The sequence below is a fragment of the Mucilaginibacter gracilis genome (assembly GCF_003633615.1).
GTDB lineage: Bacteria > Bacteroidota > Bacteroidia > Sphingobacteriales > Sphingobacteriaceae > Mucilaginibacter > Mucilaginibacter gracilis.
Genome location: NZ_RBKU01000001.1, coordinates 618,710 through 640,974, shown reverse-complemented (window position 1 = coordinate 640,974; position 22,265 = coordinate 618,710). Strand labels below are relative to the sequence as shown.

At 44.3% G+C, this 22,265-nt stretch carries 22 protein-coding genes and 1 riboswitch; of the genes, 9 read left to right on the top strand and 13 right to left on the bottom strand.

The window, feature by feature from the left end; translation table 11 throughout:
• Window positions 1–61: 61 nt before the first annotated feature.
• Window positions 62–604 carry a hypothetical protein gene (locus tag BDD43_RS02695; protein WP_211339647.1) on the bottom strand — a complete coding sequence of 181 codons (543 nt, stop codon included), beginning with the start codon at window positions 602–604 and terminating at the stop codon, window positions 62–64.
• Window positions 605–1,271: 667 nt separating this feature from the next.
• Here BDD43_RS02695 and BDD43_RS02690 point away from each other — a divergent pair.
• The 3 genes from BDD43_RS02690 to BDD43_RS02680 all read left to right on the top strand — a co-directional run bounded on the left by BDD43_RS02690 (window position 1,272) and on the right by BDD43_RS02680 (window position 3,489).
• The gene (locus tag BDD43_RS02690; RefSeq protein WP_317128742.1) at window positions 1,272–1,601 is read left to right on the top strand and encodes an NYN domain-containing protein; all 330 of its coding nucleotides are present in this window, start codon (window positions 1,272–1,274) and stop codon (window positions 1,599–1,601) included.
• Window positions 1,573–2,586 (top strand): type IV secretory system conjugative DNA transfer family protein, encoded by a 1,014-nt coding sequence (locus tag BDD43_RS02685; protein WP_317128741.1) that lies wholly within the window; start codon window positions 1,573–1,575, stop codon window positions 2,584–2,586. The genes BDD43_RS02690 and BDD43_RS02685 overlap by 29 nt, the downstream gene beginning before the upstream one ends.
• A gap of 126 nt (window positions 2,587–2,712) precedes the next feature.
• Window positions 2,713–3,489, top strand: coding sequence for a DUF2490 domain-containing protein (locus BDD43_RS02680; protein WP_121196238.1), 777 nt, complete (start codon window positions 2,713–2,715; stop codon window positions 3,487–3,489).
• A gap of 95 nt (window positions 3,490–3,584) precedes the next feature.
• Here BDD43_RS02680 and BDD43_RS02675 read toward each other — a convergent pair whose 3' ends face one another.
• From BDD43_RS02675 to BDD43_RS02635, 9 genes are all read right to left on the bottom strand, one after another.
• Window positions 3,585–4,094 carry a DUF892 family protein gene (locus BDD43_RS02675; protein ID WP_121196237.1) on the bottom strand — a complete coding sequence of 170 codons (510 nt, stop codon included), beginning with the start codon at window positions 4,092–4,094 and terminating at the stop codon, window positions 3,585–3,587.
• Between the two features lie 16 nt (window positions 4,095–4,110).
• The gene (locus tag BDD43_RS02670) at window positions 4,111–4,416 is read right to left on the bottom strand and encodes a YtxH domain-containing protein (RefSeq protein ID WP_121196235.1); all 306 of its coding nucleotides are present in this window, start codon (window positions 4,414–4,416) and stop codon (window positions 4,111–4,113) included.
• A 51-nt stretch (window positions 4,417–4,467) separates the two neighbouring features.
• A complete protein-coding gene (metQ, locus tag BDD43_RS02665) occupies window positions 4,468–5,277 on the bottom strand; it encodes a methionine ABC transporter substrate-binding lipoprotein MetQ (protein ID WP_211339646.1) in 810 nt (269 codons plus the stop codon).
• A gap of 15 nt (window positions 5,278–5,292) precedes the next feature.
• Window positions 5,293–5,949: a methionine ABC transporter permease MetI gene (gene metI / locus BDD43_RS02660; protein ID WP_121196232.1), complete on the bottom strand. Its 657-nt coding sequence runs from the start codon at window positions 5,947–5,949 to the stop codon at window positions 5,293–5,295.
• Window positions 5,942–6,973: a methionine ABC transporter ATP-binding protein MetN gene (gene metN, locus BDD43_RS02655; protein WP_121196230.1), complete on the bottom strand. Its 1,032-nt coding sequence runs from the start codon at window positions 6,971–6,973 to the stop codon at window positions 5,942–5,944. The genes metI and metN overlap by 8 nt, the downstream gene beginning before the upstream one ends.
• Window positions 6,973–8,010, bottom strand: coding sequence for an LLM class flavin-dependent oxidoreductase (locus BDD43_RS02650; RefSeq protein ID WP_121196229.1), 1,038 nt, complete (start codon window positions 8,008–8,010; stop codon window positions 6,973–6,975). The genes metN and BDD43_RS02650 overlap by 1 nt, the downstream gene beginning before the upstream one ends.
• 1 nt (window position 8,011) lies before the next feature.
• Window positions 8,012–8,977 carry an ATP-grasp domain-containing protein gene (locus tag BDD43_RS02645; RefSeq protein ID WP_121196227.1) on the bottom strand — a complete coding sequence of 322 codons (966 nt, stop codon included), beginning with the start codon at window positions 8,975–8,977 and terminating at the stop codon, window positions 8,012–8,014.
• Window positions 8,978–9,095: 118 nt separating this feature from the next.
• The gene (locus BDD43_RS02640) at window positions 9,096–10,310 is read right to left on the bottom strand and encodes a peroxiredoxin family protein (protein ID WP_121196226.1); all 1,215 of its coding nucleotides are present in this window, start codon (window positions 10,308–10,310) and stop codon (window positions 9,096–9,098) included.
• Window positions 10,311–10,328: 18 nt separating this feature from the next.
• Window positions 10,329–10,517, bottom strand: coding sequence for a histone H1 (locus BDD43_RS02635; protein ID WP_121196224.1), 189 nt, complete (start codon window positions 10,515–10,517; stop codon window positions 10,329–10,331).
• 119 nt (window positions 10,518–10,636) lie between these two features.
• Window positions 10,637–10,752, top strand: a riboswitch (SAM riboswitch).
• A gap of 87 nt (window positions 10,753–10,839) precedes the next feature.
• Here BDD43_RS02635 and BDD43_RS02630 point away from each other — a divergent pair.
• From BDD43_RS02630 to BDD43_RS02620, 3 genes are all read left to right on the top strand, one after another.
• Window positions 10,840–11,940, top strand: coding sequence for a cysteine desulfurase family protein (locus BDD43_RS02630; RefSeq protein ID WP_121196223.1), 1,101 nt, complete (start codon window positions 10,840–10,842; stop codon window positions 11,938–11,940).
• Between the two features lie 22 nt (window positions 11,941–11,962).
• The gene (locus BDD43_RS02625) at window positions 11,963–13,114 is read left to right on the top strand and encodes a TlpA disulfide reductase family protein (RefSeq protein ID WP_121196221.1); all 1,152 of its coding nucleotides are present in this window, start codon (window positions 11,963–11,965) and stop codon (window positions 13,112–13,114) included.
• 112 nt (window positions 13,115–13,226) lie between these two features.
• The gene (locus BDD43_RS02620; RefSeq protein ID WP_121196219.1) at window positions 13,227–14,015 is read left to right on the top strand and encodes an MBL fold metallo-hydrolase; all 789 of its coding nucleotides are present in this window, start codon (window positions 13,227–13,229) and stop codon (window positions 14,013–14,015) included.
• A gap of 20 nt (window positions 14,016–14,035) precedes the next feature.
• Here the strand turns inward: BDD43_RS02620 and BDD43_RS02615 are convergent, their stop codons facing one another.
• Window positions 14,036–14,389: a winged helix-turn-helix transcriptional regulator gene (locus tag BDD43_RS02615; RefSeq protein ID WP_121196218.1), complete on the bottom strand. Its 354-nt coding sequence runs from the start codon at window positions 14,387–14,389 to the stop codon at window positions 14,036–14,038.
• A 113-nt stretch (window positions 14,390–14,502) separates the two neighbouring features.
• Between BDD43_RS02615 and BDD43_RS02610 the strand changes: the two genes are divergently transcribed.
• Window positions 14,503–15,387, top strand: a complete 885-nt coding sequence (locus BDD43_RS02610; RefSeq protein ID WP_121196216.1) for a PhzF family phenazine biosynthesis protein — start codon at window positions 14,503–14,505, stop codon at window positions 15,385–15,387.
• 12 nt (window positions 15,388–15,399) lie between these two features.
• Here the strand turns inward: BDD43_RS02610 and BDD43_RS02605 are convergent, their stop codons facing one another.
• Window positions 15,400–16,563, bottom strand: coding sequence for an LLM class flavin-dependent oxidoreductase (locus BDD43_RS02605; RefSeq protein WP_121196215.1), 1,164 nt, complete (start codon window positions 16,561–16,563; stop codon window positions 15,400–15,402).
• 9 nt (window positions 16,564–16,572) lie between these two features.
• Window positions 16,573–17,877, bottom strand: coding sequence for an APC family permease (locus tag BDD43_RS02600; protein ID WP_162846961.1), 1,305 nt, complete (start codon window positions 17,875–17,877; stop codon window positions 16,573–16,575).
• A 315-nt stretch (window positions 17,878–18,192) separates the two neighbouring features.
• On the opposite strand from BDD43_RS02600, the gene BDD43_RS02595 reads away from it, so the two are divergent.
• Together BDD43_RS02595 and BDD43_RS02590 are read left to right on the top strand one after the other, a co-directional pair.
• Window positions 18,193–18,630: an RrF2 family transcriptional regulator gene (locus BDD43_RS02595; protein ID WP_121196212.1), complete on the top strand. Its 438-nt coding sequence runs from the start codon at window positions 18,193–18,195 to the stop codon at window positions 18,628–18,630.
• A 590-nt stretch (window positions 18,631–19,220) separates the two neighbouring features.
• On the top strand, window positions 19,221–22,256 hold the full coding sequence (locus BDD43_RS02590) for a SusC/RagA family TonB-linked outer membrane protein (protein ID WP_121196210.1): 3,036 nt from the start codon (window positions 19,221–19,223) through the stop codon (window positions 22,254–22,256).
• Window positions 22,257–22,265 lie beyond the last annotated feature (9 nt).

Sequence of the window (22,265 nt, the reverse complement as noted above, 5' to 3'; positions counted from 1 at the left end):
ATATAACGACACTATTATAAATCCTTTTAACTGACGGCAAATGAATTTTATTAAAAGAATTTCATGTAGTGGGAGCCGTATTGCTGGTTTGATACTTTTGATATTTACTGGAAAGTTTATTAGGTTCCGTAAGAGTAATATAACCAGCTTGTATTAGTGGTAAAATATGCAGGCGGTAATTTTTGGGCTGGTTCGAAATGCCGAGGTGATCGAATATATCTGCCCGGCTTTGGGGATTTTGACAAAAGTTTAATATTTCCTTTTGTTTCGGGGATAACAAAATAACATCTCTATTACCATCCCTATTACCATCTCTATTACCTTCCTTATTACTTGCCACTTCCTTTTGGGCATCATCTATAGGAACAACATCGTTTTTAAAAGCAGGATGACAAAATATTTCTACTTCGAAAAAGGTACGTTCATCATCTGTGCGAAAAGATGGTTCAGGAGAGCCATTACGTTCCAAAACACGTTTAATAGTGGGAATACCTGTAGCACGGCCTTCCATTTTTGCGGTAAAATAAACGTGTAGTTTTAAAGGGTAAGTGCCATCTTTCAATGCCCGCCTTGTGTCCAGATATAAAGAAACCTCTGCTTTCATGATTTTAATAATTAAATGTATAAATTTGCAGAAACAAACAAAATGTAAGCATCACAATAAATGAGATAAAATGCTGATTTATAGTGCGATTTACTAATACAAATATAAGAAAAACGATTGAATTATTTGCAGAAAATTTGCAGAAAAATGGACAGCAAATCGCAAAATATCACAAATTACCCAATAATGAAAAATATATAAAATGTTGATTATCAATACATAACAATGAATTACAAAATACCAGTAATGTGTAAAATATGACTGTTAATCAGAGGGTCGCTGGTTCGAGCCCAGCCTCAGGAGCCTCAAAATCAATGATTTAACCCAACTCTGGCGAGTTGGGTTTTTTTATTCTCACACATTTCTCACACATTTTAAAAAAAGCACGCGCAATGCTCTTGGCCATCAAATACTTTAAAATGGATTTTGAAAGTTGTTTATGATCTGTTTATATGCTACTTTAAACACACTTGTTAGTATTGATGTCTAATTTGATGTTAACAACAGTATTAGGATAAGGATTTCCGATATGCTGTTCGGCCCGGAGAAAAGCATGCCATGATTAAACTTTAAACAACTTCTTAACTTAGCCAGTAAAATCTTTTATTTCCAATAGCTTACTTTCATCCTATTATTAGTAAATTGCCACTCACCTAATATATCACAATTGGAAAAAAAGAATGATAAGATTGCCGTGTTAGTAGACGGTGATAACGCTCAGGCAAAGTTACTTAAGGAAATATTAGAGGAAGTTTCTAAATATGGCAAAGTAACAATCAGAAGAATCTACGGTGACTGGACTGAAAAAGGCATGAATAGTTGGAAAGACTTACTTAATGAAATGTCCTTTACACCAATACAAAAATTTTCCTATACCTCCGGTAAAAATTCTACAGATGGAGCCTTGATTATTGACGCCATGGATATTCTCCATGACAATGTAGTTGATGGATTTTGTATTGTTTCAAGTGATCTGGTTTCTCAAAAAATACCGTAACGGTGAGTTTTGTACACTGCCCCATGCCATTGAATTGATCCAGACGGATTATGATGACCTGTTTACTTTATTGCGACTGGAAAAAGAAATAGAAGTGCTCATCAATCCTTTTCTCACGGCCTACCTGAACGACGTGATGGAACAACTGGAGGGGCAGATCGCCAGCGCCAAGATCGCCTTAGCCAGGCTTTCATCGCCGCAATTGTATTATGTGTTAAGCGGAAACGATTTCAGCCTTGATATTAATAACCCCGAGCATCCTAAAGTGATTTGCATGGGCAATAATCCTCAAAAGATATTGACCTACGGCGCGGTACTTTCCCTTTATACCAACCGGATGTTCAAGGTGATCAATCAAAAGAACAAGCTGAAAAGCATCTTATTTTTTGATGAATTTCCGACCTTAACCACCGATGTGGTACCTACGATCTCGACGGGCCGAGGGAATAAAGTGGCCACCTTCCTGGGTATCCAGGACATCAGCCAGTTGCGTAAAGAATACGGCAAGGAACAGGCGGATGTGATCATCAACACCGTAGGTAATATGATATCGGGACAGGTAACGGGCGACAGCGCCAGGCAATTGAGTGAACGAATTGGTAAGATCATGCAGGACAGGGAAAGCCTGAGCATCAACAGTGGCGATACGTCCATCAGTAAAAGTAAACAGCTGGATTCAGCTGTACCGGCTTCGACAATTGCTGCATTATCGAGCGGTGAGTTTGTTGGCTCCGTGGCAGATACGCCGCAGCAAAAGATCGCCCTTAAAGCTTTTCATGCCGAGATCATCAATGACTTTGATGCTATTCAAAAAGAAGAGGCTGCCTACAAACCGATACCGGTAATTAAGCCGGTTGATAATGCCATAGTTCAAAGACATTATATGCAGATCAGGCAGGATGTTCGGGATATCATCGAATCGGAAACGAACAGGTTGATGAACGACCCGGCCCTGGCGCACCTCATCATTAAGAAAAGCAAATAATATCAATAACGACATCCAGGGGTCCGGGAATAATTATACGTTTTCTCTGTATTATACTATCTTTTAGCAATCGCTCTTGCCAAAGTATAATAAATTTATCTATTTTGTCTACTAATTTAATAGACTTTGAAAAAACGCCTACTACTCGCTTGCCTGACGCTCCTTAGTGCCACCCTATACGCCCAAAATAAAGAATATACCCACGGTGTATTTTGGGGACGATTGATCCTGGCAGATACCATCAACAGTAAATTCAAATGGGAACTTTACCTGCAAAAAAGAACGCAGTCCGCGGGAACCGGAAATGTATTTGCAGAGCCGCACTTTCTGAGTGTCTGGCCCTGGCTGAATTACAAGCTTAATAGTAATACGAAAATATCGGTATCGCCGGTTGGTTATTTTGTTTCGGAAGTTTTTTTTAACAGTGTAGATGATGTAAAACCGGGCGTAAAAGAGTGGCGTTCCAGCATCCGTCTGGAAAATGAGCAAAAGTTGAGCTGGTTCAATTATTCCAACCGTTATAGTGTCGAATACCGGCTGCGGGATCTGGCTTACAACGGAAATTATCAGCCGAATTGGCGGGTTCGCTACCAGGCTAAGATAGAAAAGCCATTGCGGAATGTATTTTCAAAAGACAAACCGTTATCAGTATTTGTTTCTGAGGAGGTTTTTATACAGTTCGGTAAAGCCGTTGCGAGCAACCCCAATATATTCGACCAGAACCGGGTCAACATTGGTGCCGGATATGAGATCTTCAAGAATATTAGGTTCAGCGCCAGCTACCTTAATATTATCCAGGAACGGGTTTCCGGCAAAGAGATTGATAACGCGAATGCGTTATGGGTCGTGCTGGATTTCGAGAATGTATTCTCACAATTTAAAAAACGCAAAATACGTCAATAGGAGAAACGGTTTTTGATATTGGCCTCACCCACATTTTTGATCTGTGTTTACTTAATCGCATTCATGTTATATATCAGTCGATGCGCCGACTGCCTTCAAAAATAATTTTTAGTGATTTCTTTAAACAGTATTTTATCCTCCCTCGCTTCATCATAACATTCCAGTAACAATTGGGCGATATCCGGCTGTTCAAGCTGCGCCGCGACGAGCATCATCATCTTAAAAGAAGCCATCTCTATACTCTCGATGTTTTGCATGTAAAATAAGATGGAAAGATCACGGACACCTGTGCTGTCGCCCGGCTTGCCGATCGATTGAAAAGCTTCATCCAGAATGCCCACCAGCCCGATACAACTTTCAGATTCGTAATGTGCATCCAGCCGGATATAAATTTCTTTCATCCGCCTGATCTGATTACCGACCACTTCGATCGTTTCTTCGATTGCCTGTTTTAGGTCAAGGAAATGTGAATTTTTAACAAGAGCAGGCAGCTTGTCGATCAACTGGCTTTTAGCGCAATAGATCCGGTTCAGGTGACTGATAAAAAAGCCTTTAAGCTCTTCTTGCGTCAGATCTTTTGGCGCGCTGCGTAACTGGTTTTCCATATCTATTTAAGCGTCATTATTTCACCACTATATCCGTAGCTACTTTGGCCCCCTTTTTCGGGATAATGGTTTTTTCACTGATCAACTCAGCCGCATCGTCGCTGATGACTTCTTTAAACCTGTTTGTAATCTGTTCCCTATATTCGGCACCTTTTTTTGTCAGGAACAGCCAACCTAAAGTAATACCAGCCGTCACACCAATAGCGATACCAACAATCAACCCTGTATGGTCATCTTTTTCAAATGGATTTTTCATATCAATATAACCAACTGGCGTAAGCTTTGTTCGGGTGGCGCTTAAAAAAGAAATGAATAACTCCACAACGAATAATTTCTTACACTGGCCATAAACTACGAGGCGTGAGTATCGGAATTACCAGCCTTTGATGGCCCCGCCCTTAAATGCGACCTCTGCGGCGTTGGCAACTTCCGGAGATTGATAGGCTTTAACGAATTTTTTGATATTATCCTGGTCCTTGTTATCTTCCCTTGATACGATGATGTTGACATAAGGCGATTTCTCATCTTCCACAAAAATGCCATCTCTTTTAGCCACCAGGCCTGCCGGTCCTGCAAATGTATTATTGATGATCGCGATCGTCACTTTCTGATCATCCAGTGATCTTGGTAATTGTGGGGCCTCCAGTTGCAATATCTTTATATTTTTAGGATTGGCTATAATATCGTTTACGGTCGGGAACAGGCCCACATTGTTTTTTAGTTTGAGTAAACCTGCCTTTTGCAGCAAAAGCAAAGACCTGCCGCTGTTCGTTGGATCATTCGGAATGATAATCGTATTCCCATCCTGCAATTCGGCAATGGTTTTGATCTTTTTGGAATAACCTGCCAACGGGTAAACAAAGGTGTTGCCGAGGATGGCGAAATGATAGCCTCGCTGTTTTGCCTGTACATCCAGGTAAGGCTTATTCTGAAAAACATTCAGATCGATATCACCCTGGCTCAGCGCTTCATTAGGCATCACATAGTCGTTGAACTGTACCAGTTCCACGTCCAGCCCGTATTTGTCTTTAGCGACTTTTTGCGCTGCTTGTGCCACTGTGTATTCCGGCCCGGACTCAACGCCTACTTTGATATGGTTGCTGGTATTTGGTTGCTTTTTTCTTCCGCAGGCTGCTAAACCAATAACCATTACAGTGATGGCGATCAATGATAGATTTTTCATAGTGATATGTATAATTTATTTACGGTGGTCTGCTTTTTTTGCAATAAACTCACCGGTTACCTGGATGATAAAAACAAGTAAAACTAATAAAACAAGTACTGTATTCATGACAACGACATCGTAGCCCACGTAACCGTACTGGTAACCGATCTGACCCAGACCACCAGCCCCAACAGCTCCACCCATAGCGGAATAGCCCACTAAGGTAATCAGTGTGATCGAAGCACTTCCAATGATGGCCGGCAAGGCTTCGGGTAGCAGAACTTTGAAAACGATCTGCAGGGGTGTCGCGCCCATGGACCGTGCCGCTTCGATCAAACCATTCGGGATCTCGATCAGGCTATTTTCCACCATGCGGGCAATAAAGGGTGCGGCGCCGATGCTCAAAGGAACCAATGCTGCCGAAACACCGATAGAGGTGCCAACGAGAGCCCTGGTAAATGGTATCATCCATACGATCAGGATGATAAAAGGTATAGAACGGAATATATTGACCAATATCGAAACGGTCCCGTTAATCAATCTATTTTCGGAAACCTGACCTTTCCTGGTCATAAACAGCAGCACGCCGGTAGGTAGTCCTAACAGGAAGCCGAAAAAACCCGACACAAATGTCATGATGATCGTTTCCAGCAAGCCTTTTAAGATCATGATCAGCATCTCTTCAGACATAGCCCAATACCTCCACTTCAATGTGTTTGCTCCGGTAATATTCCAGTGAGTTTTGTGTGTCGGCATCAGGACCTGCAACTTCTATGAGCATAATGCCATATTTTACGCCTCCTGTATGGTCCATTTGCGCGCTGATGATGTTATTATCCACGTTAAATTTTCTGCTGGCTTCTGACAGGACGGTCGCCTCGGCGGAGTGGCCGTTGAACTCCAGCTTAACCACCGGGTGATTCAGGCCGGCGGGCACAGGTGATAGCCGTTCTCTGTAATCTGCGGGCAGCGCGGCATGTAATGACGATGCGATAAACTGTTTGGCGATCTCTGTTTCCGGGTAAGAAAAAACGTCACTCACCTTGCCACGTTCAACCAGTTTTCCTTCACTGATCACCGCCACTTCGTCGCATATCGCTTTAACCACATTCATTTCGTGGGTGATGAGCAGGATGGTGATCCGGAAACGCTTGTTAATGTCTTTTAACAGGTCAAGGATCGCGCGCGTCGTTGATGGGTCCAGTGCACTGGTCGCCTCGTCGCACAATAATACCTTGGGGTTGGTGGCTAACGTTCTTGCAATCGCTACCCTTTGCTTTTGCCCACCGGATAAATTCGAGGGATACTCGTTCGCTTTTTCGGAAAGGCCAACAAGCTCAAGTAACTCAGCAACCCTCTTTTTGATGTCTTCTTTCGGTGTGCTACTCAGTTCCAATGGCAGGGCCACATTACCTGCTACCGTACGGGAAGATAAGAGGTTAAAATGCTGGAAGATCATGCCGATCTCACGCCTTGCTTTGGCAAGTTCAGCGGAACCGAGCCTCGTTAAATTTAATCCGCCGATCAATACATCGCCCGATGTCGGCTTTTCTAACAGGTTAACACAGCGAATCAGCGTGCTTTTCCCGGCACCCGAAGCGCCGATCACGCCCAATATTTTACCTTCGGGAACCACCAGGGAAACATTGGACAGTGCGCTAACCGCGCTGTTCTTTTTAAAAAATGTTTTAGTGACGTTTTTGAGTTCGATCATTATTGCACCAGCGCGGATTTAGTTTCGATCACGGCATCGGCAAAACGCTCCATCTCTTCCAGTTGCGGACTGCATTGCAACAGGAAAAAATTCACGCCAACCTTTTCAAATTCGCCGATCCTGTCCTGTACCTGTGCGGGTGTCCCGGTTAAGCCCGATCTCAGGCCGCGGTTAGATACGGAATAATCATGTAATGACACATGCTGATCCAATTGGGTACCAGATAACCATTGCTGGTAGTTCTTATAGCCGGAACTGCCTTCCTGTACATTGGTGATCCTGTCCAGTTCCTTTTTAACTTCCTGTTCGGTATCACGGATAATGCTGTAGGCTGCAACGCCGAACTGCATCGGCGGCAAACCTTTTTTATCCCTGCGCTCGCTCAGGTCATTGATGCGCCTGGCAATGAGTTCCGGCGTATCGCCATGCATTACGTAACCATCACAAGTGGATGAGATCAATTCTTTAGCAGCTTCTGATTCACCACCCGCATAGATCGGCGGGCGAGGGGTGGATACCGGCTTGGGCTGCAAGATATTATCTTTAACTTTATAGTACTTGCCTTCAAAGCTGTAATGGTCTTTCTTCCATACATTATCCAGTACTTCCAGCCACTCTGCGGTACGGGCGTAGCGATCATCGTGCTGTTCAAAAGCGATACCGTATTTCTCGGCCTCATCTTTCCACCAGGAAGATACTACGTTCAAGGAAATGCGCCCGTTACTGATATGATCGATATTGGCGGCTTGCTTAGCCAGTTGGGCCGGATTGTGAAAAGTAGGCCTAACGGCGACCATCAATTCCTGTTTGCTGGTCACTGCTGCCAGTGCCGCAGCGGTTGACCAGGCGTCCAGCGAAGGTTCTTCTTCGCCCTTGATGTCATTCAGGTACAATTCAGCGATCAAAGCCAGGTCGAAACCGATCTCCTCGCTCCGGATGGCCAATCGTTTCACATAGTCCCAGGTAGGTTGCATGTTTTCCTCTTCAACATTGCGCAGCCAGCCTCCAAAAACCGGTAACCAGTATCCAAATCTCATATTATTTCGTTAAAATGTTTTCTGTAACCTGTTCTGCTAAATAATCAACAAGTCTTTCGTGCGGGTTAAACCCGATCACATTCACCGCATCCGCAACAAAGTTGGATAAGGCATTGACATCGTAGTATAGCACTTCGCCGTCCCTGTCATCGATGATATACTCGATACCGCCCACATCAATTCCGCTGTGCTGAACGATGGCTTCTATGTTTTTGATGATCTCGTCCGAAGGCGTAAAGGCTTCAACTTTCAAGCCGTTCTTCGGAGCATCCAAGGCACACGCGTTTCTAACCAGTTCTTGTCCGGTTGTTGTCTGGCAAATATCCGCCGGGCATAGATTAAAGCTTTCGCCATTGGTATAGACCCTAATGGCATATAGATATTTACCACCTAATGTTTCTACGCGCGTGATATAACCGCCCCGTGCCGGAATAAACTCCTGCACCAAAGCGGTGTGGTCAATTCCAAAATCAACACGGTTTTCTTTAACCGCTTCACGTACTTCGGCAATAGAATCGAATTTTTCGATACCTGCACCGCTACCGCCGATATTGGCCTTAATTACGATGGGAAAGCGGAGGCCCTCCGTCGCAGCTTCTACCTGCGACACATGGTTCACAACACGCGACTTAGGATATTTGATACCCAATTGTTCCAATAACAAGAGTTGTAAAGCTTTTGAGGTTTCATAAGTAAAGGCCTTGTAACCATTGATTACCCTTACACCGTGATTCTCCAGGAATTTAAGATAGTTCAAGGTATAAAAGGTGCCCTGAATACCATCCCGCAGATAAGCAGAAGGGCTCATCCGGTTAAAGAACAGGTCGAACTCGGGTTTGGCTCCCTCGATAGCAAAAAAATGCTGCGCAGGGTTTACCGTCTGGTAAGGTATATCTCGTTTTTCCAATTCAGTGAACAAAGGCTTAAACCAGTCCGGGTGTTCATGTGATATTACAAATGGTTGCATAGCTTTTCGATTTGGGACAAATATATTCTATCGATTCTATAGATAAAATAGTTGAAGCAAAACTGACATTCACATTAAGTAACAAATCAGATACTCATCTGGCCGCCAGTATCTTCCGTTAACCTTTGATCAAATGGTCAACCTCATCGTTAAACTCTTTAATGAACTGCTCATAATAAACACCTGTTGCCGGTCCTGTAAAACCTGTGTAGATTTTGTCTACATTTCCCTTTCTATCAATAAATATGATCGTTGGAAAGGACAAAAAAGTATTGAGCGCCGGGAAGGATTCCGCCACCGCTTTCTTATCAGCGAGCCCGCCAAACACTTCTGTATAAGCAATACCGAAACGTTTTTTAAAGTTTTCCATTGCATTTTTGACATAGGCCGGATCAGTTTTACGTTCAAACTGTACACCGATCACCTCTACGCCGCGTTGATGGTTTTTCTTATACCAGGGGGCAACAAAAGTAGCTTCGTCCATACAGTTAGGGCACCAGGTACCGCCGATGGTCAGGATCACGACTTTGTTTTTAAATTGAGCATCCTTCAGCGATACCTTGTTACCGTCAGCATCAGGTAGCGTAAAGTCGAAGGTTTGATAACCATCTTTCAGGTAGGTCAATTTATAAGGATCAGGTAAAGCGGCAGCGGCATTTTTCGTCGCATTAAAAGGCTGGCCGCTGGCCGTACCCGTTAGGCTCCCGGCAGCATCGAATGTACCGGTGTAGTAAGCTGCGCCACTACCAATAAAAGCAGAGAGGTAGAATTTATTGCCTTGCACCACACCTTCCAGGTAACGCGAATCGCCGGTAATGCTTAAAAAGGTAGCAAATAACTTATTGCCATCCTGTTTGAACACACCTACCTTTTTTTCGTCTGTTCCATTCCTGCCTTTAAAAAGGACATCATATTTTCCGGAAATATCGCCTGCCGGTTTTTCGCCGTTATCGGCAAAGCGGTAGCTGATACCATAGTTAGCTTCTACGGGTGTTATTCTGCCGGAATGATCTTTCTTTCGTAAAACGCCGTCCAGTTTTTTGTCGCCGATCTTCAATGCAAATTCATTATCGAACTGGTCGAAGGCCACAAACAATGAATCTCCCTTTTGCGTGATACCTCCGGTTTCAAAGCGCTCACCGCCGTTCAGCAAGTAAATTTTGGCTGTCGCAGCGGATTTACCCTTGACCTCGAAATTAAAGGGTACGTCGGTGTCGTTAGGTTGGTGAAAAACGCCGCGCCATTTGCCTTCCGGGATAAACTGGCTCTGCGCTACAGATGTTCCTGCAATAAAACTGCAAGCGAGAAATAAATATTTATTTGAGATTTTCATGAAGTATCTACAGGTCAATTATAAACCTCCTTTAGGCTTTGTCTTCAGTTCCGCAACTTCGAGCCTGATTTCCTGGGCAAGTTTTTTGATAGCCTGAAGACCGTTGCGCACGCGCGTTCCTGCGGCTTTGTTACCGTTCTCATAAAATTTTGTTACATCAGATTCGATGTCTGCTACAGTTGATTTAAGATCTGCAAATTTTGACATGTTTTTTAATTTAAATGGTTAATAGCGACAAACATAAAAAAATAAATTTAATTCTATAAAGTCTATGGAATTAATATACATTTGTGATGTTTAAGTAAAGTTAAGTCAGAGTTCTTTGATACTTATCCAGAAAGACCGAGGGAAAGGCCCTTTGACGTCTTGGCAACCTCTACAGCGTTCCGCTGATAAAAGGTGCTAATTCCTCCCTGGAGTAATGCACCGGGAAAGATAAGTTAACAAAGCACACCTTTACCATTAAGTGCTAAGAAAATGGCGCTTCTAAGAATAGGGAATCAAATAGTTTGCTTGATTACATATTGATATGAATATCTATTTAGATAATGCAGCCGCCACACAACTGGACCCTTTAGTTCTTGGTGCCATGACACCACTTTTGCTAAATAACTACGGAAGCCCGTTTTCGCATCATCAGCAGGGACGTGATGCATTAGCGATTATTGATTTTAGTAAAAAAACTGTAGCTCGCTTGCTGAAGGCATCGCCTGAGGAGATTATTTTTACTTCCGGGGCTACCGAAGCGGATAATATTGCCATCCTTTCCGCTGTGAAGCATGAAGGTATCAGGCATGTGGTCACTACACAATTAGAACACCAGGCGGTCTTGTGCACTTTAAAGGATCTCGAAAAAGAAGGAATTATACGGGTCAGTTATGTTCGCAATGACAGTTCCGGTAATCTTGATCTGGATGGGCTGGAACTTATATTGAAAACCAAACCACGAAGCCTAATCACCATCATGCATACCAATAATGAGATAGGGACCCGATATGATATCGCCAGGATTGCTGCCTTGAGTGAAAAGTATGGTGCGTTGTTCCATACTGATGCTGCTCAAACCATAGGGCGCTATAACTTCAATCTTACCCGGTTGAAGGTTCATTATTTAACCGGATCAGGTCATAAGTTTCATGGGCCTCAGGGTATTGGATTTATTTTTATACGGAAGGGGCTTCGGGCTGCACAGCTCGTTAAAGGCGGGGAACACGGAAATGTTAACATCGCGGGTATCGCCGGCATGGCGAAAGCTCTTGAGGTAGCGCATGGCAAACTTGCTGAGGACCAAGAATACATATGGGAACTAAAGAGCAAGTTGCTTTCACAGCTTCAAAACCGTATATCAGACATACGCTTTAACGGCAACCCTACGGATAAAGATCAAAGTTTAGAAACGATATTGAGTGTCAACTTCCCATCCACCCGCTCATACTCCGGATTAACGGATTACCTGGACAGATCAGGTATAGCTGTTTCGGGCGGTAAGACCTCACATGTTCTCGAAGCTATAGGGATACAGGTGGGTTACGAAACAATCCGGTTTTCCTTCAGCAAATTCAATACACCCGTAGAGATCGACCAGCTAACAGATATTTTGGTCGCAGTATATAATTTACAGGCAGCTTAATAGCTGCAATAAACTAAAACATATGAAAAAACAATTGACAACAGCCCTTATATTGTTACCCACAATACTTTTGGCACAACAGGTAAATTATCAAATCCACGGACGTGTTGGAACACTGGACGCCCCCGCTAAAGCTTACCTGACCTACCGCACCGATTTGGGCAATACCACCGATTCAGCAACAATAACTCAGGGAAATTTTAGTTTTAGCGGTAAGTTGGATGATCCGCTAAAAGCCAACCTGATCATCTCTCAAGATGGCGAAAACCTGCGAAAATTAAGGAAGGCCGACGCCATCGTACTTTACCTGGAAAATGGAAACATCGCTGTTGAGGCGACCGATTCTGTTTCACACGCCCGCATCAATGCCGGTTCTTTAAATAAAGCTAACCAGGAACTCACACAGGCGCTATTGCCTTACACGAATCAATTAAGGGCGGCGACACTGACCTACCGTTCTTTGCCGAAAGAACAGCAGAATGAGCAGGCTGAAAAAGAATACGATAAAAAGACCGATGCCATTGAGCAAAACCAAAAAATTGTCCTGGCGTCATTTATTAAAACACATTCCAATACGATCATTAGTTTAGATGCGCTCAAAACTTTCGGAGGGTATTTTCCCGAGGCCAGCGAAGTTGAGCCTTTATATAACAAACTAACGGCAGATGTAAAAAGCAGTAAATCCGGCGTTGAATATGGCAAACTCTTACAAAGTTGGAAACTAACGGCCTTGGGTGCCAAAGCCCCTGTGTTCGCGCAGAATGATAAAGATGGCAATGCCATCACGTTGGACTCATTTAAAGGCAAATATGTGCTGATCGATTTTTGGGCATCGTGGTGCGGGCCATGTAGAAGGGAAAATCCGCATGTGGTCAAAGCATTTGAGCAATATAAAGATAAAAACTTCACGATATTGGGTGTTTCGCTGGATAGCAAACGTGATGCCTGGATCAAAGCTGTTGAAGATGATAAACTGAACTGGGCGCAGGTATCCGACTTAAAATACTGGAAGAATGATGTAGCCGTACTTTATGGCGTAAGGGCTATACCACAAAACTTCCTGCTCGATCCGAATGGAAAGATCATTGCGAAAAATCTGACCGGCGATAAATTAACCGAAAAATTACAGCAAATCTATCAATCGAGCGCTGCGGCAAAATCAGACAGTAAATAACAAACTGTTCCCATAGTGTGCTGGATATTCGCGCTATCGGTATTTGTTAATCAAGCGGCGGTTCTTAGCAGGCTTTAACGCCCGGAATTCTGCCTCTTCCGTTTTTATTTTTATGACCTTAAATACGATTTCTTACCAGCAGGAAAATGAGTACAGGCTGTTAAGACATGCGACCTTGTTGATCAGGATCGGCGGAACCAAACTGCTAATCGATCCGATGCTATCGGCGATGGGTTCCATGAGCCCGGTTGCTAACGCGCATAACCAGTCAAGGATACCGACTATGGAACTTCCGGTTAGCACTTTTAACCTTAACCTGATCTTGGATGAGATCGATGCCGTAATTGTTACGCATACCCATCGCGATCATTGGGATGCGGAGGCCCAGGCCTTGGTCCGGAAAGATACACCGGTTTTCTGCCAACCAGGGGACGATGAGACCATCAGGAGCCAGGGGTTTACGCAGGTGCAAGCAATCGATAACACAGCGACGTTTAAGGGAATAACGATTAGCAGAACTCGGGGCCAACATGGCACCGGGGAGATCGGCAGGCAAATGGGCCAAGTATCTGGGTTCGTATTACAACATAAAGCAGAGGTGATCTACATAGCTGGTGATACGGTATGGTGTTCTGAGGTGGAAGAGGCTATAGCGGAACATCATCCGAGCCTGGTTATTGTCAATTCAGGGGCGGCAAGGTTTCTTACGGGCGACCCGATCACCATGGACGTACCGGATATTGTCAGCCTATGCAGTGCATTTCCGCATGTGAGGGTGGTTGCCGTACATTTGGAAAGTGTAAATCATTGCTTGTTAAGCCGTGGGGTCTTGAAGGAAGAAATGAGCAAAGCCGGGCTTGGGAAACGCGTCCATATTCCGTATGATGGTGATGCGTTTTAAGCTCGGTTCATATGATGAGATCATTTGATCTGCTCCCTGTGATTTAACCCCCATTCTACCAGGCTTTCAGTTACGGGGAAAACGCTCATTCCATATTCTGTGATGGCATAACACACGGTCACCGGTCTGGTGTCCATCACCGTCCGCGTTACCAGAAGATTGATCTCCAGTTCCTGCAATTCTTTGGAAAGCATCTTTGCGGAAATACCCTCAATTTCGCGTTGCATTTTCTTGAATGTATTGTTCTCATTGATGTGGTTATTGAGATGGCGCATAATCCTCAGTTTCCACTTTCCGCCTAAAACTTCCAGGCTGTCACGGATAGCAGTTAATTCCTGCTCGCAGGTTGCGTCTTTCTTTTCAGCATTTTTCATAGTCAAATATAGGATAGTTAACCAAAGGTAACCGGTTACCTTTGGTTAACCCACGAAGAAAATTAAACAGTAGTGACTAGTTTTGACAACTACAGAACATTAAAAATAATGAAATGGAATTATTGAATTACTATGTATTGGACGTGTTCACCGATCAGCGTTATCAAGGTAACCAGCTTGCCGTCGTTCAGGCCGACCGTGAACTGAGCCTGAAGCAGTACCAGGACATCGCCAGGGAATTCGGCTATTCTGAGACATCCTTTGTCAATTATGGGGAAAACGAAAAGCCATTTACGGTCAGATCGTTTACACCAGCCGGGTTTGAAATTATCGGCGCTGGCCACAATTTATTAGGTGCTGTTTGCCTCGCACTGATAAAGAAATGGGATATCTTTAACGGTCAGCATGATACCCAATCGGTGATCATGAAAGATATTAAAGTCCCGCTCATAATAACTGAAGAAAATGGCATTCCCTACGTGGGAATGAAGCAGGCGTCTGCGCAAGTTATCGGTTCGGTGCCCGCAGAGGTCATCGCAGCAGCAACAGGGTTAAGCGCCGAAGAATTTGACTTAAACGGATGGGGGATCAACATCGTCAAAACAGAAGTCGCTCACTTGATGGTGCCCGTCCGAAATTTAGCGGCTTTAAAAGGTGCGCGATCAAACAAAGACCTGTTGAAGAGTGCGTCCTCAAGTTTCGGTTTTGAAGGCTGCTACCTTTTTACAACCAACGGTCTGTTCGAAGATGTGCTTGCTGAAACAAGGTTTTTTAATCCAGGTATCGGTATTGATGAAGACCCTGCAACAGGAACAGCCGCAGGCCCGCTTGCCGGCTATCTTCATCAGCTTGGTTTTATTGACCGAAACCGGGATTACCGGATTTTGCAAGGTGTTTATGTTGACCATCCCTCAACTATACGGGTAAATGTTTCTGATGACGGTATCTGGATAAGCGGGTCGTCAGTTATCGTAATGGGAGGCCAACTGCTGCTTTAAATCAGAGGGTGCTTAACGTAAAGGCGCGGTTGTAAGCGGGGTAACGGGTTCACGATCAGGAATGCGTTTTTGTACCTTGGGCATGGACACATTCGGTAAATGCGGAAGTACGAGATCCGCAAAATATTTGGCTTCATCCAGCAATGGGTAACCCGATAAGATAAAGGAACGCATGCCCATATCCATATACCGGTTTAGCTTTTCCAGTATCTGCTCAGGATTTCCTACTAAACAGCCACCCGCTCCTGACCTGGCTTTGCCAATATCAGTCCAGAGGTAGGGTTCAGCGTAGCCTTCTTCATCTGCCAACTCGCGCACCTGAGTTTGTCTTTTCACACCCAAAGACCAGGAATCCTGCGCACGGCTTTTGATCTCTGCGCCTTTCACCGGGTCGAATTTGGACATCAGCTTTTTGGCGTATGACCTGGCCTCCGCTTCCGTCTCCCGAACGATGACATGCACCCGCAGGCCGAAGTCAACCTTTCGGCCATAGCTTGCCGCCCTTGCGCTGACATCTTGCATGTTTTCATGCAGCATAGCCTCTGTTTCAGGCCACATCAAAAACAGATCGCAATACCTGGCACAAACATCTCTTGCGCCCTGTGATGCGCCTCCGAAGTAAAGCAAGGGACCGCCATTTTGCTGGTAAGATTTCGATGGGTCAGCAGGGAGGTCGAATTCATAAAGTTTCCCCTGATGCTGAATACGGTCCTTGGTCCAGGCTTGTTTCAATATTTCGATGGTTTCTGCGCATCGCTGGTACCTGAAATCAGCATCCTCCCGGTATCCCGGCAAATCCGAATTAATAATGTTGATTGTCAATCTGCCTTGTAACATATGATCCAGGGAGGCTAATGCCCTGGCCAGCATTGGTGGGTGGATTTCGCCGCAACGAATCGCTATGAGTAGGTTGATCCTGCTGGTTTGCGGTGCTATGCCTGCTGCGAAGGTCATGACATCCTGGCCCACAGTGTAGGAAGTTGGTAACAGAATATTACTGTACCCTAACTGTTCAGCCAGCAAAGTAATATCTGCACAATGTTTAAAGTCACTCCTGCGCTCATTGTCCAGCACACTTAAAAACTGGGTATCGCCACCGCACAGATCGTCAAACCAGGATATCTCAGCGATACGTTCTGGTGTTCTTATTGTTACCTGTTTAAGTTCCTGATCCATTATTTTTAATTACGCTTTATTTACGCCGGTATATTTACAAAGAAAATACAGAACAATGCCCACCAAAGTTAAAATAAATGCATTGATCGCTTCTTCTCTACCGATATTAACAGCCAAAAGCAAACAAACCAAAATAGCTATTGCAGCGATAAAAACGCCCCCACGCACGCTGAAAGGAGCTCTGTCTTTTTCTTTTAGCCTAATTAGTGGTAAGGCCAGGCAAGTGGTAACGAACGTAAACAAGCGGATAATGGCGCTGATAGTTAAGTTATTGATGAAATTTCCGCTGATCGTTAGCACTAAGATGACGATTACCGTGACCACGATGGCAACAGATGGCGTATGGAACCTTTGATTGATAAAGCTTAATCGCCCTGGCAGTTGTTTTTGCTCGGCCATGGCAAACAGCAGCCGGGAACTCGTCAGCATTAGTACATTTAAGGTACCCAGCATGGTGATCAAAGCGCCAATGGTAATCACCAGGCTTCCGGTGGGCCCTATAAACAGCCTGGCGGAATCGGCAATGGGCTTGCTTGACTGTGACAAGCCCGGTAAGGTACCGATACAAACATACTGAATGCCGACGTATAAAAGCGATACCATAGCTATGGCTATCAGCAAGCTTCGGGGTACTGTTCTTTGCGGCGCGATTACCTCACCCGCGGGTACAGATGCTACGTCAAAGCCGGAAAACGCAAAAACGAGTAATAAAACCGAAGATAGCAACACAGACGGATTAAACGGTTTGACGACCTGGAAATTTGCGGGATGAACATAACACAGACCGACAATGACAAACCCTGTCAACAGGAGTAGTTTGATGACGGTAATACTGTTATTGACCAGGGTTGCCGGGCGTATACCGCGATAATTAAGGCCAGCCAATGTTAAGGTAATGAGGGAAATTAACGGTATCCGCCAAATGGGATTTGCCACGGGTGGCCAAATGTTAGCCGAGTAATCGACAAACAGGTTGCAAACAGAAGCAAAGCTAAAAAGACGCGAGAGCCATAACAGCCACCCTGCTATAAAACCAGTTAGGGGACCCAAGGTACTTAAGGTGTAAAGATAAGGGCCGCCTGTTCCGCTAAAGCGGCTGCCTACCTCTGCGAAACAAAGGATCAAGAGCAGCACCAATACGGCACAACAGATAATGGCTGCCAAGCTGTAGATTCCCATGAGCGCAAATAGCTTGGACGGCAAACCTAAAATGCCTGCTCCGATCGTGATGTTGACGACCAGGGCAACAAAATCCCACTGCCCGATTCCCCGGATCAGATGACCGGACACTTTGTTAAGATATTTATGATTCAAAATCGAATATGATCTAATTGACTAAACTAAAGAAATTCCGGGCAATTAAAATGCCTGGATTATGTGGTGATGAAAAGTGTTGATTTTAATTCTTAGTCGACGAATACATCCGGATGTCTTTATCGGTGGAGTGCCCTGTGGGGCAAGACAAAAATACTGCAAATCCTTTATACTGAGTGGCATCCATTGGCCTAACTCTTGAATATTTCGCCGTTTGCGTAGCGTTTTGTATAAATGATCTTATAAAGTTTTATTGGAGGTGATGAATGTCATTTTAGCAGTACCGAAAGAATTCGTTACTTTGCTTTTGATCCGATGCTATCCAAAAAAACCAAATACGCCATCAAAGCGCTCATTTTATTGGGCAGGAACCGCGACCAGCCGCCCATGCAGATCAAACAGATCGCTGAAATGGAAACCATTCCCAAAAAATTCCTGGAACAGATATTACTGGAGTTAAGAAATAACGGTTTTGTCTACAGCAAAAAGGGAGCTGGCGGCGGTTATGCTTTAAATAAAGAGCCCAGCCAGATCATCTTAGTGGATATCATGCGGATCACCGACGGCCCGATCGCGATGGTACCATGCGCCAGCTTAAATTATTACCACCGCTGTGAGGAATGCATCAACGAAGCGACCTGTGGCATCAGGTCTAAATTTATAGAGTTGCGTGATGTCACAGTCAAAGTGCTTTCGGAAACTAGTATCGCCGATGTCATGGAAAGAGAAGATCTGATGCTGAAATCGGAATAGCTCATCTCGCTACTATCGTTAGCCTTCCTGTAGTAACCTCTAATAACGCAGTTGGTTTAGGAGCCAGTTTTTTTAAGGGGACATGATAGATCTGCCAGATCTTCGTTCTCGTTTCGCAAACCTTTTCAGCTCCTTTGATTGACCAAATCGGGAATTTATGACCTCATCACTCAATCACCACACTTATGTAACATTTGTATCACAATACAATATAAAGTCTATAGATTTTGTAGGGTAATAAATTAATACTATGTTTGCCACCGAATTATGAAAACAACCAATGTTTTGCTAAAATCTAAAATGATGCTAATCGCGCCCAAAGCTTGCATCATGCCATGTTGTTGTAACTAATTCCTTCCAATCTTTTCGGATACAAGATTTAAGGGCATTCAAAATGCCTCATCAATCAGTTATGCACTATTCAATTTAAAACAGATGATACCAACATAATAAGAACAAAAACAAAGAAACCGGCAAGGAAGCCTCGCCGGTCACGCAAATGAAAGATCAGTTTAGTAACGGCAAATCACTCCCTGATCTCCATTCCAGTCTCAAACAATGAATTAACATTATTTAAAACCTCGTTAAATATGGAAATATTTATCCGTAAAAAAAATCTGTACCTTTTACTTTTATTGCTCCTGTGTGTCTCGCCGCTCATGGTAACAGCCCAAACAGAACTTCCGGCTACCATCAACTCCAAGTTGGAGGGCCAGGTGCTGGATGTAAACACGAAAGAGCCATTACCTGGCGCAGTGATTAGCATCTCCGGCACCACGCATTCCGTATCTACAAATGCGGAAGGCCGCTTTAATTTTGTCACCGGTCAGAAATTTCCCTATACGCTCATTATTACTTTTATAGGATATGAGCGGCAGGAAATTCAGGCAAGCGGCAGCCCTATTAAAATTTTACTGAAACAAAAGCTTAACCAGCTGAACGAAGTGGTGATCACAGACGGCTACACCACCCAAACCAAGAAATCTTACACAGGTTCGGCTACTACAATAAACGGAGCAGAAAATGAAAATAAGCCTTTTTCTTCGCCTCTTGCTGCATTGCAGGGCGAAGTGGCGGGTTTGAATATAACCTTAACTAATGCTCAGCCCGGGGCTACTCCATCGGTTCAACTACGCGGTGTAGGATCAACAGCCCTAAATTCGAATCCGCTCTATGTGATTGACGGGATGATCCTCAGTAATCCCAATAGTGTTTTGAATGGCATCAACCAGGATGATATCGAAAGTGTAACGGTGTTGAAAGATGCGTCTGCCACTGCCATTTATGGGTCCCGCGGATCAAATGGTGTGATCGTGATCAATACCAAAAAAGGGAAAGCCGGAAAAACACAAGTTGACTTTAGCACAGAAGCCGGACGTACCATCAACATCCCTTTACCCGCAGCTGGCCAGCCTTTGAATGCGGACCAATTTGCCACCTTGTTCATCGAGGGCGTAACCAATGCAGGTAATACCCCTGCGCAGGTGGCTGCCTTGGCAACCAATTATGGGTTGAACAGCGGGCAAAGTAATGACTGGCAGAAGATCACCCACAAAGATGGAAGTCAGCAGCAATATAATGTTTCCGTCAGAGGAGGCAACGAAAATACCAAGATCTTCGCATCGGCGGGATATTTCACCCAGCAAGCTACAACCTTAAATTCTGACCTGAAACGCATCACCAGTTTGTTTAACATTGACCAAAAGATCAGCAAGCGCATTGGTTTTACAACCGGCATAAACATTTCCAACAATTACCAGAATACGCCTGTGGGCGATGTGGGTTCATGGGCAAATCCGGTATTCGCCTCAGAGATATTGCGTCCTTTCCAATTGGCTTACAATCCGGATGGCAGCATTGCATCCAGCAGCAGCAGCAACATCGGTTTCCCCGCACATTACAACCCACTATGGATAGCCGCACATGATAATCACGGCACCTCAGAGACCAGGATACTTTTTAATACCACCTTAAACTGGAATATCTGGGATCAATTAAAATTCAGCAGCTACGTAAGCGCAGATTACGAAGCTACTCAGGCCTCTACATTTCTAAATCCCGTACTGGGTGATGGGTCAAGCTCAAACGGACAGGCCACCGAAACGAATACCCGGAACTACACGCTGTTAACCCGGAACCAGTTGGATTATCGTTATGATATTCCGGGAATTAAAGACTTTTACGTAACGGCGGCAGTGGGTTATGAAGCACAGAAGGCCAATACTTATACGGCCAGCGCTTCCGGTGTAGGTTTTCCCCTTACCCAGCCCACATTGGTTGTGTTATCTGATGCGGCAACAGCAACAGGAGCAAGCTCCAGTACCAGCAATATTACCTTTAATTCAATTTACGCCCGGTTAAGCAGCAATTATAAAAATCTCTTTTCTATTAGCGGATCTTTCAGAAGAGACGGTTCCTCTGTGTTTGGTGCCAACAATCCTTATGGTAATTTTTGGTCGGTAGGCGGCGCGTGGAATATTGACGGAAACGATTTTTTTAAAGATCAAAGGATATTTTCGAGTGCGAAACTTCGGTTATCTTATGGGAAAACCGGTAATGCGCAAGGGATCGGTGCTTACAGCGCACAACCGTTATCTTCCTACGGGTCAAATTATACTACTGGTAACGGTCAAAACTATAATACCGTTGGTAACCCTGATCTGACCTGGGAATCGGCCAAGAAATTTGACATAGGCGCTGATATCGGGTTTTTCAAGGATCGTTTATTATTCACAGTAGATTATTACCGCGACATTATTGACGGGCTTATACAATCAGTTCCCATTTCAGGAACAACCGGTTTTAATACCGTTCCGTACGCTAATATCGGCGCCATGCAAAATACCGGTTACGAATTAAGCATCAAAGGTACCGCTGTACAAACCCAGGCTTTTTCATGGATCAGCAGTTTCAACATAGCCGTTAATAAAAATAAAATAACGCAGTTGGCTAACGGCGCGGGTGCAAATGGAGATTATTATTTCCAGGTAGGCTATGATTACCACACCTATTATACGCCGCTATGGGCAGGTGTAAATCCTGCGGATGGCACAGCATTGTGGTATACGGATGATACCCAAACTAAAACGACAACCAATTATGGTTCCGCTGCAAAAGAGCCTTACAAAACGGCCACTCCAAAGTTTTTTGGCGGTTTCAATAATACCTTCAATTACAGGGGAATCACACTGGCTGTTGACTTTTATTATAATTTTGGGAACTACACCAAAGATTACTGGTCAACCCGTTTCTATGATGGGTCTTATTATACCTTCAATAAATATCAGCGCGAATTCACCAACAGGTGGACCACTCCCGGACAGATCACCGATGTGCCTAAGTATATAGCAGGCGGCGGTACGCAAAGCAGTTCTTCTGCCTACTCCAGCAGATTTATCTATAATGCCTCGTTTATTCGCCTGAAAAATGCCACGCTCGGCTACGATCTTAAGAAATTGAATGTCCTTAAAAACGTTACCGGTGTGAGCAAGGTCTATATCTATGCCCGTGGTACCAACTTATGGACCAGGACTTATGACGATAGGCTGCCCTACGATCCGGAAACAGGTGCGGTTACCATCCCGGCTTTCAGGACCTACACTTTAGGCTTAAATGTTGGATTTTAATTAGGAAAG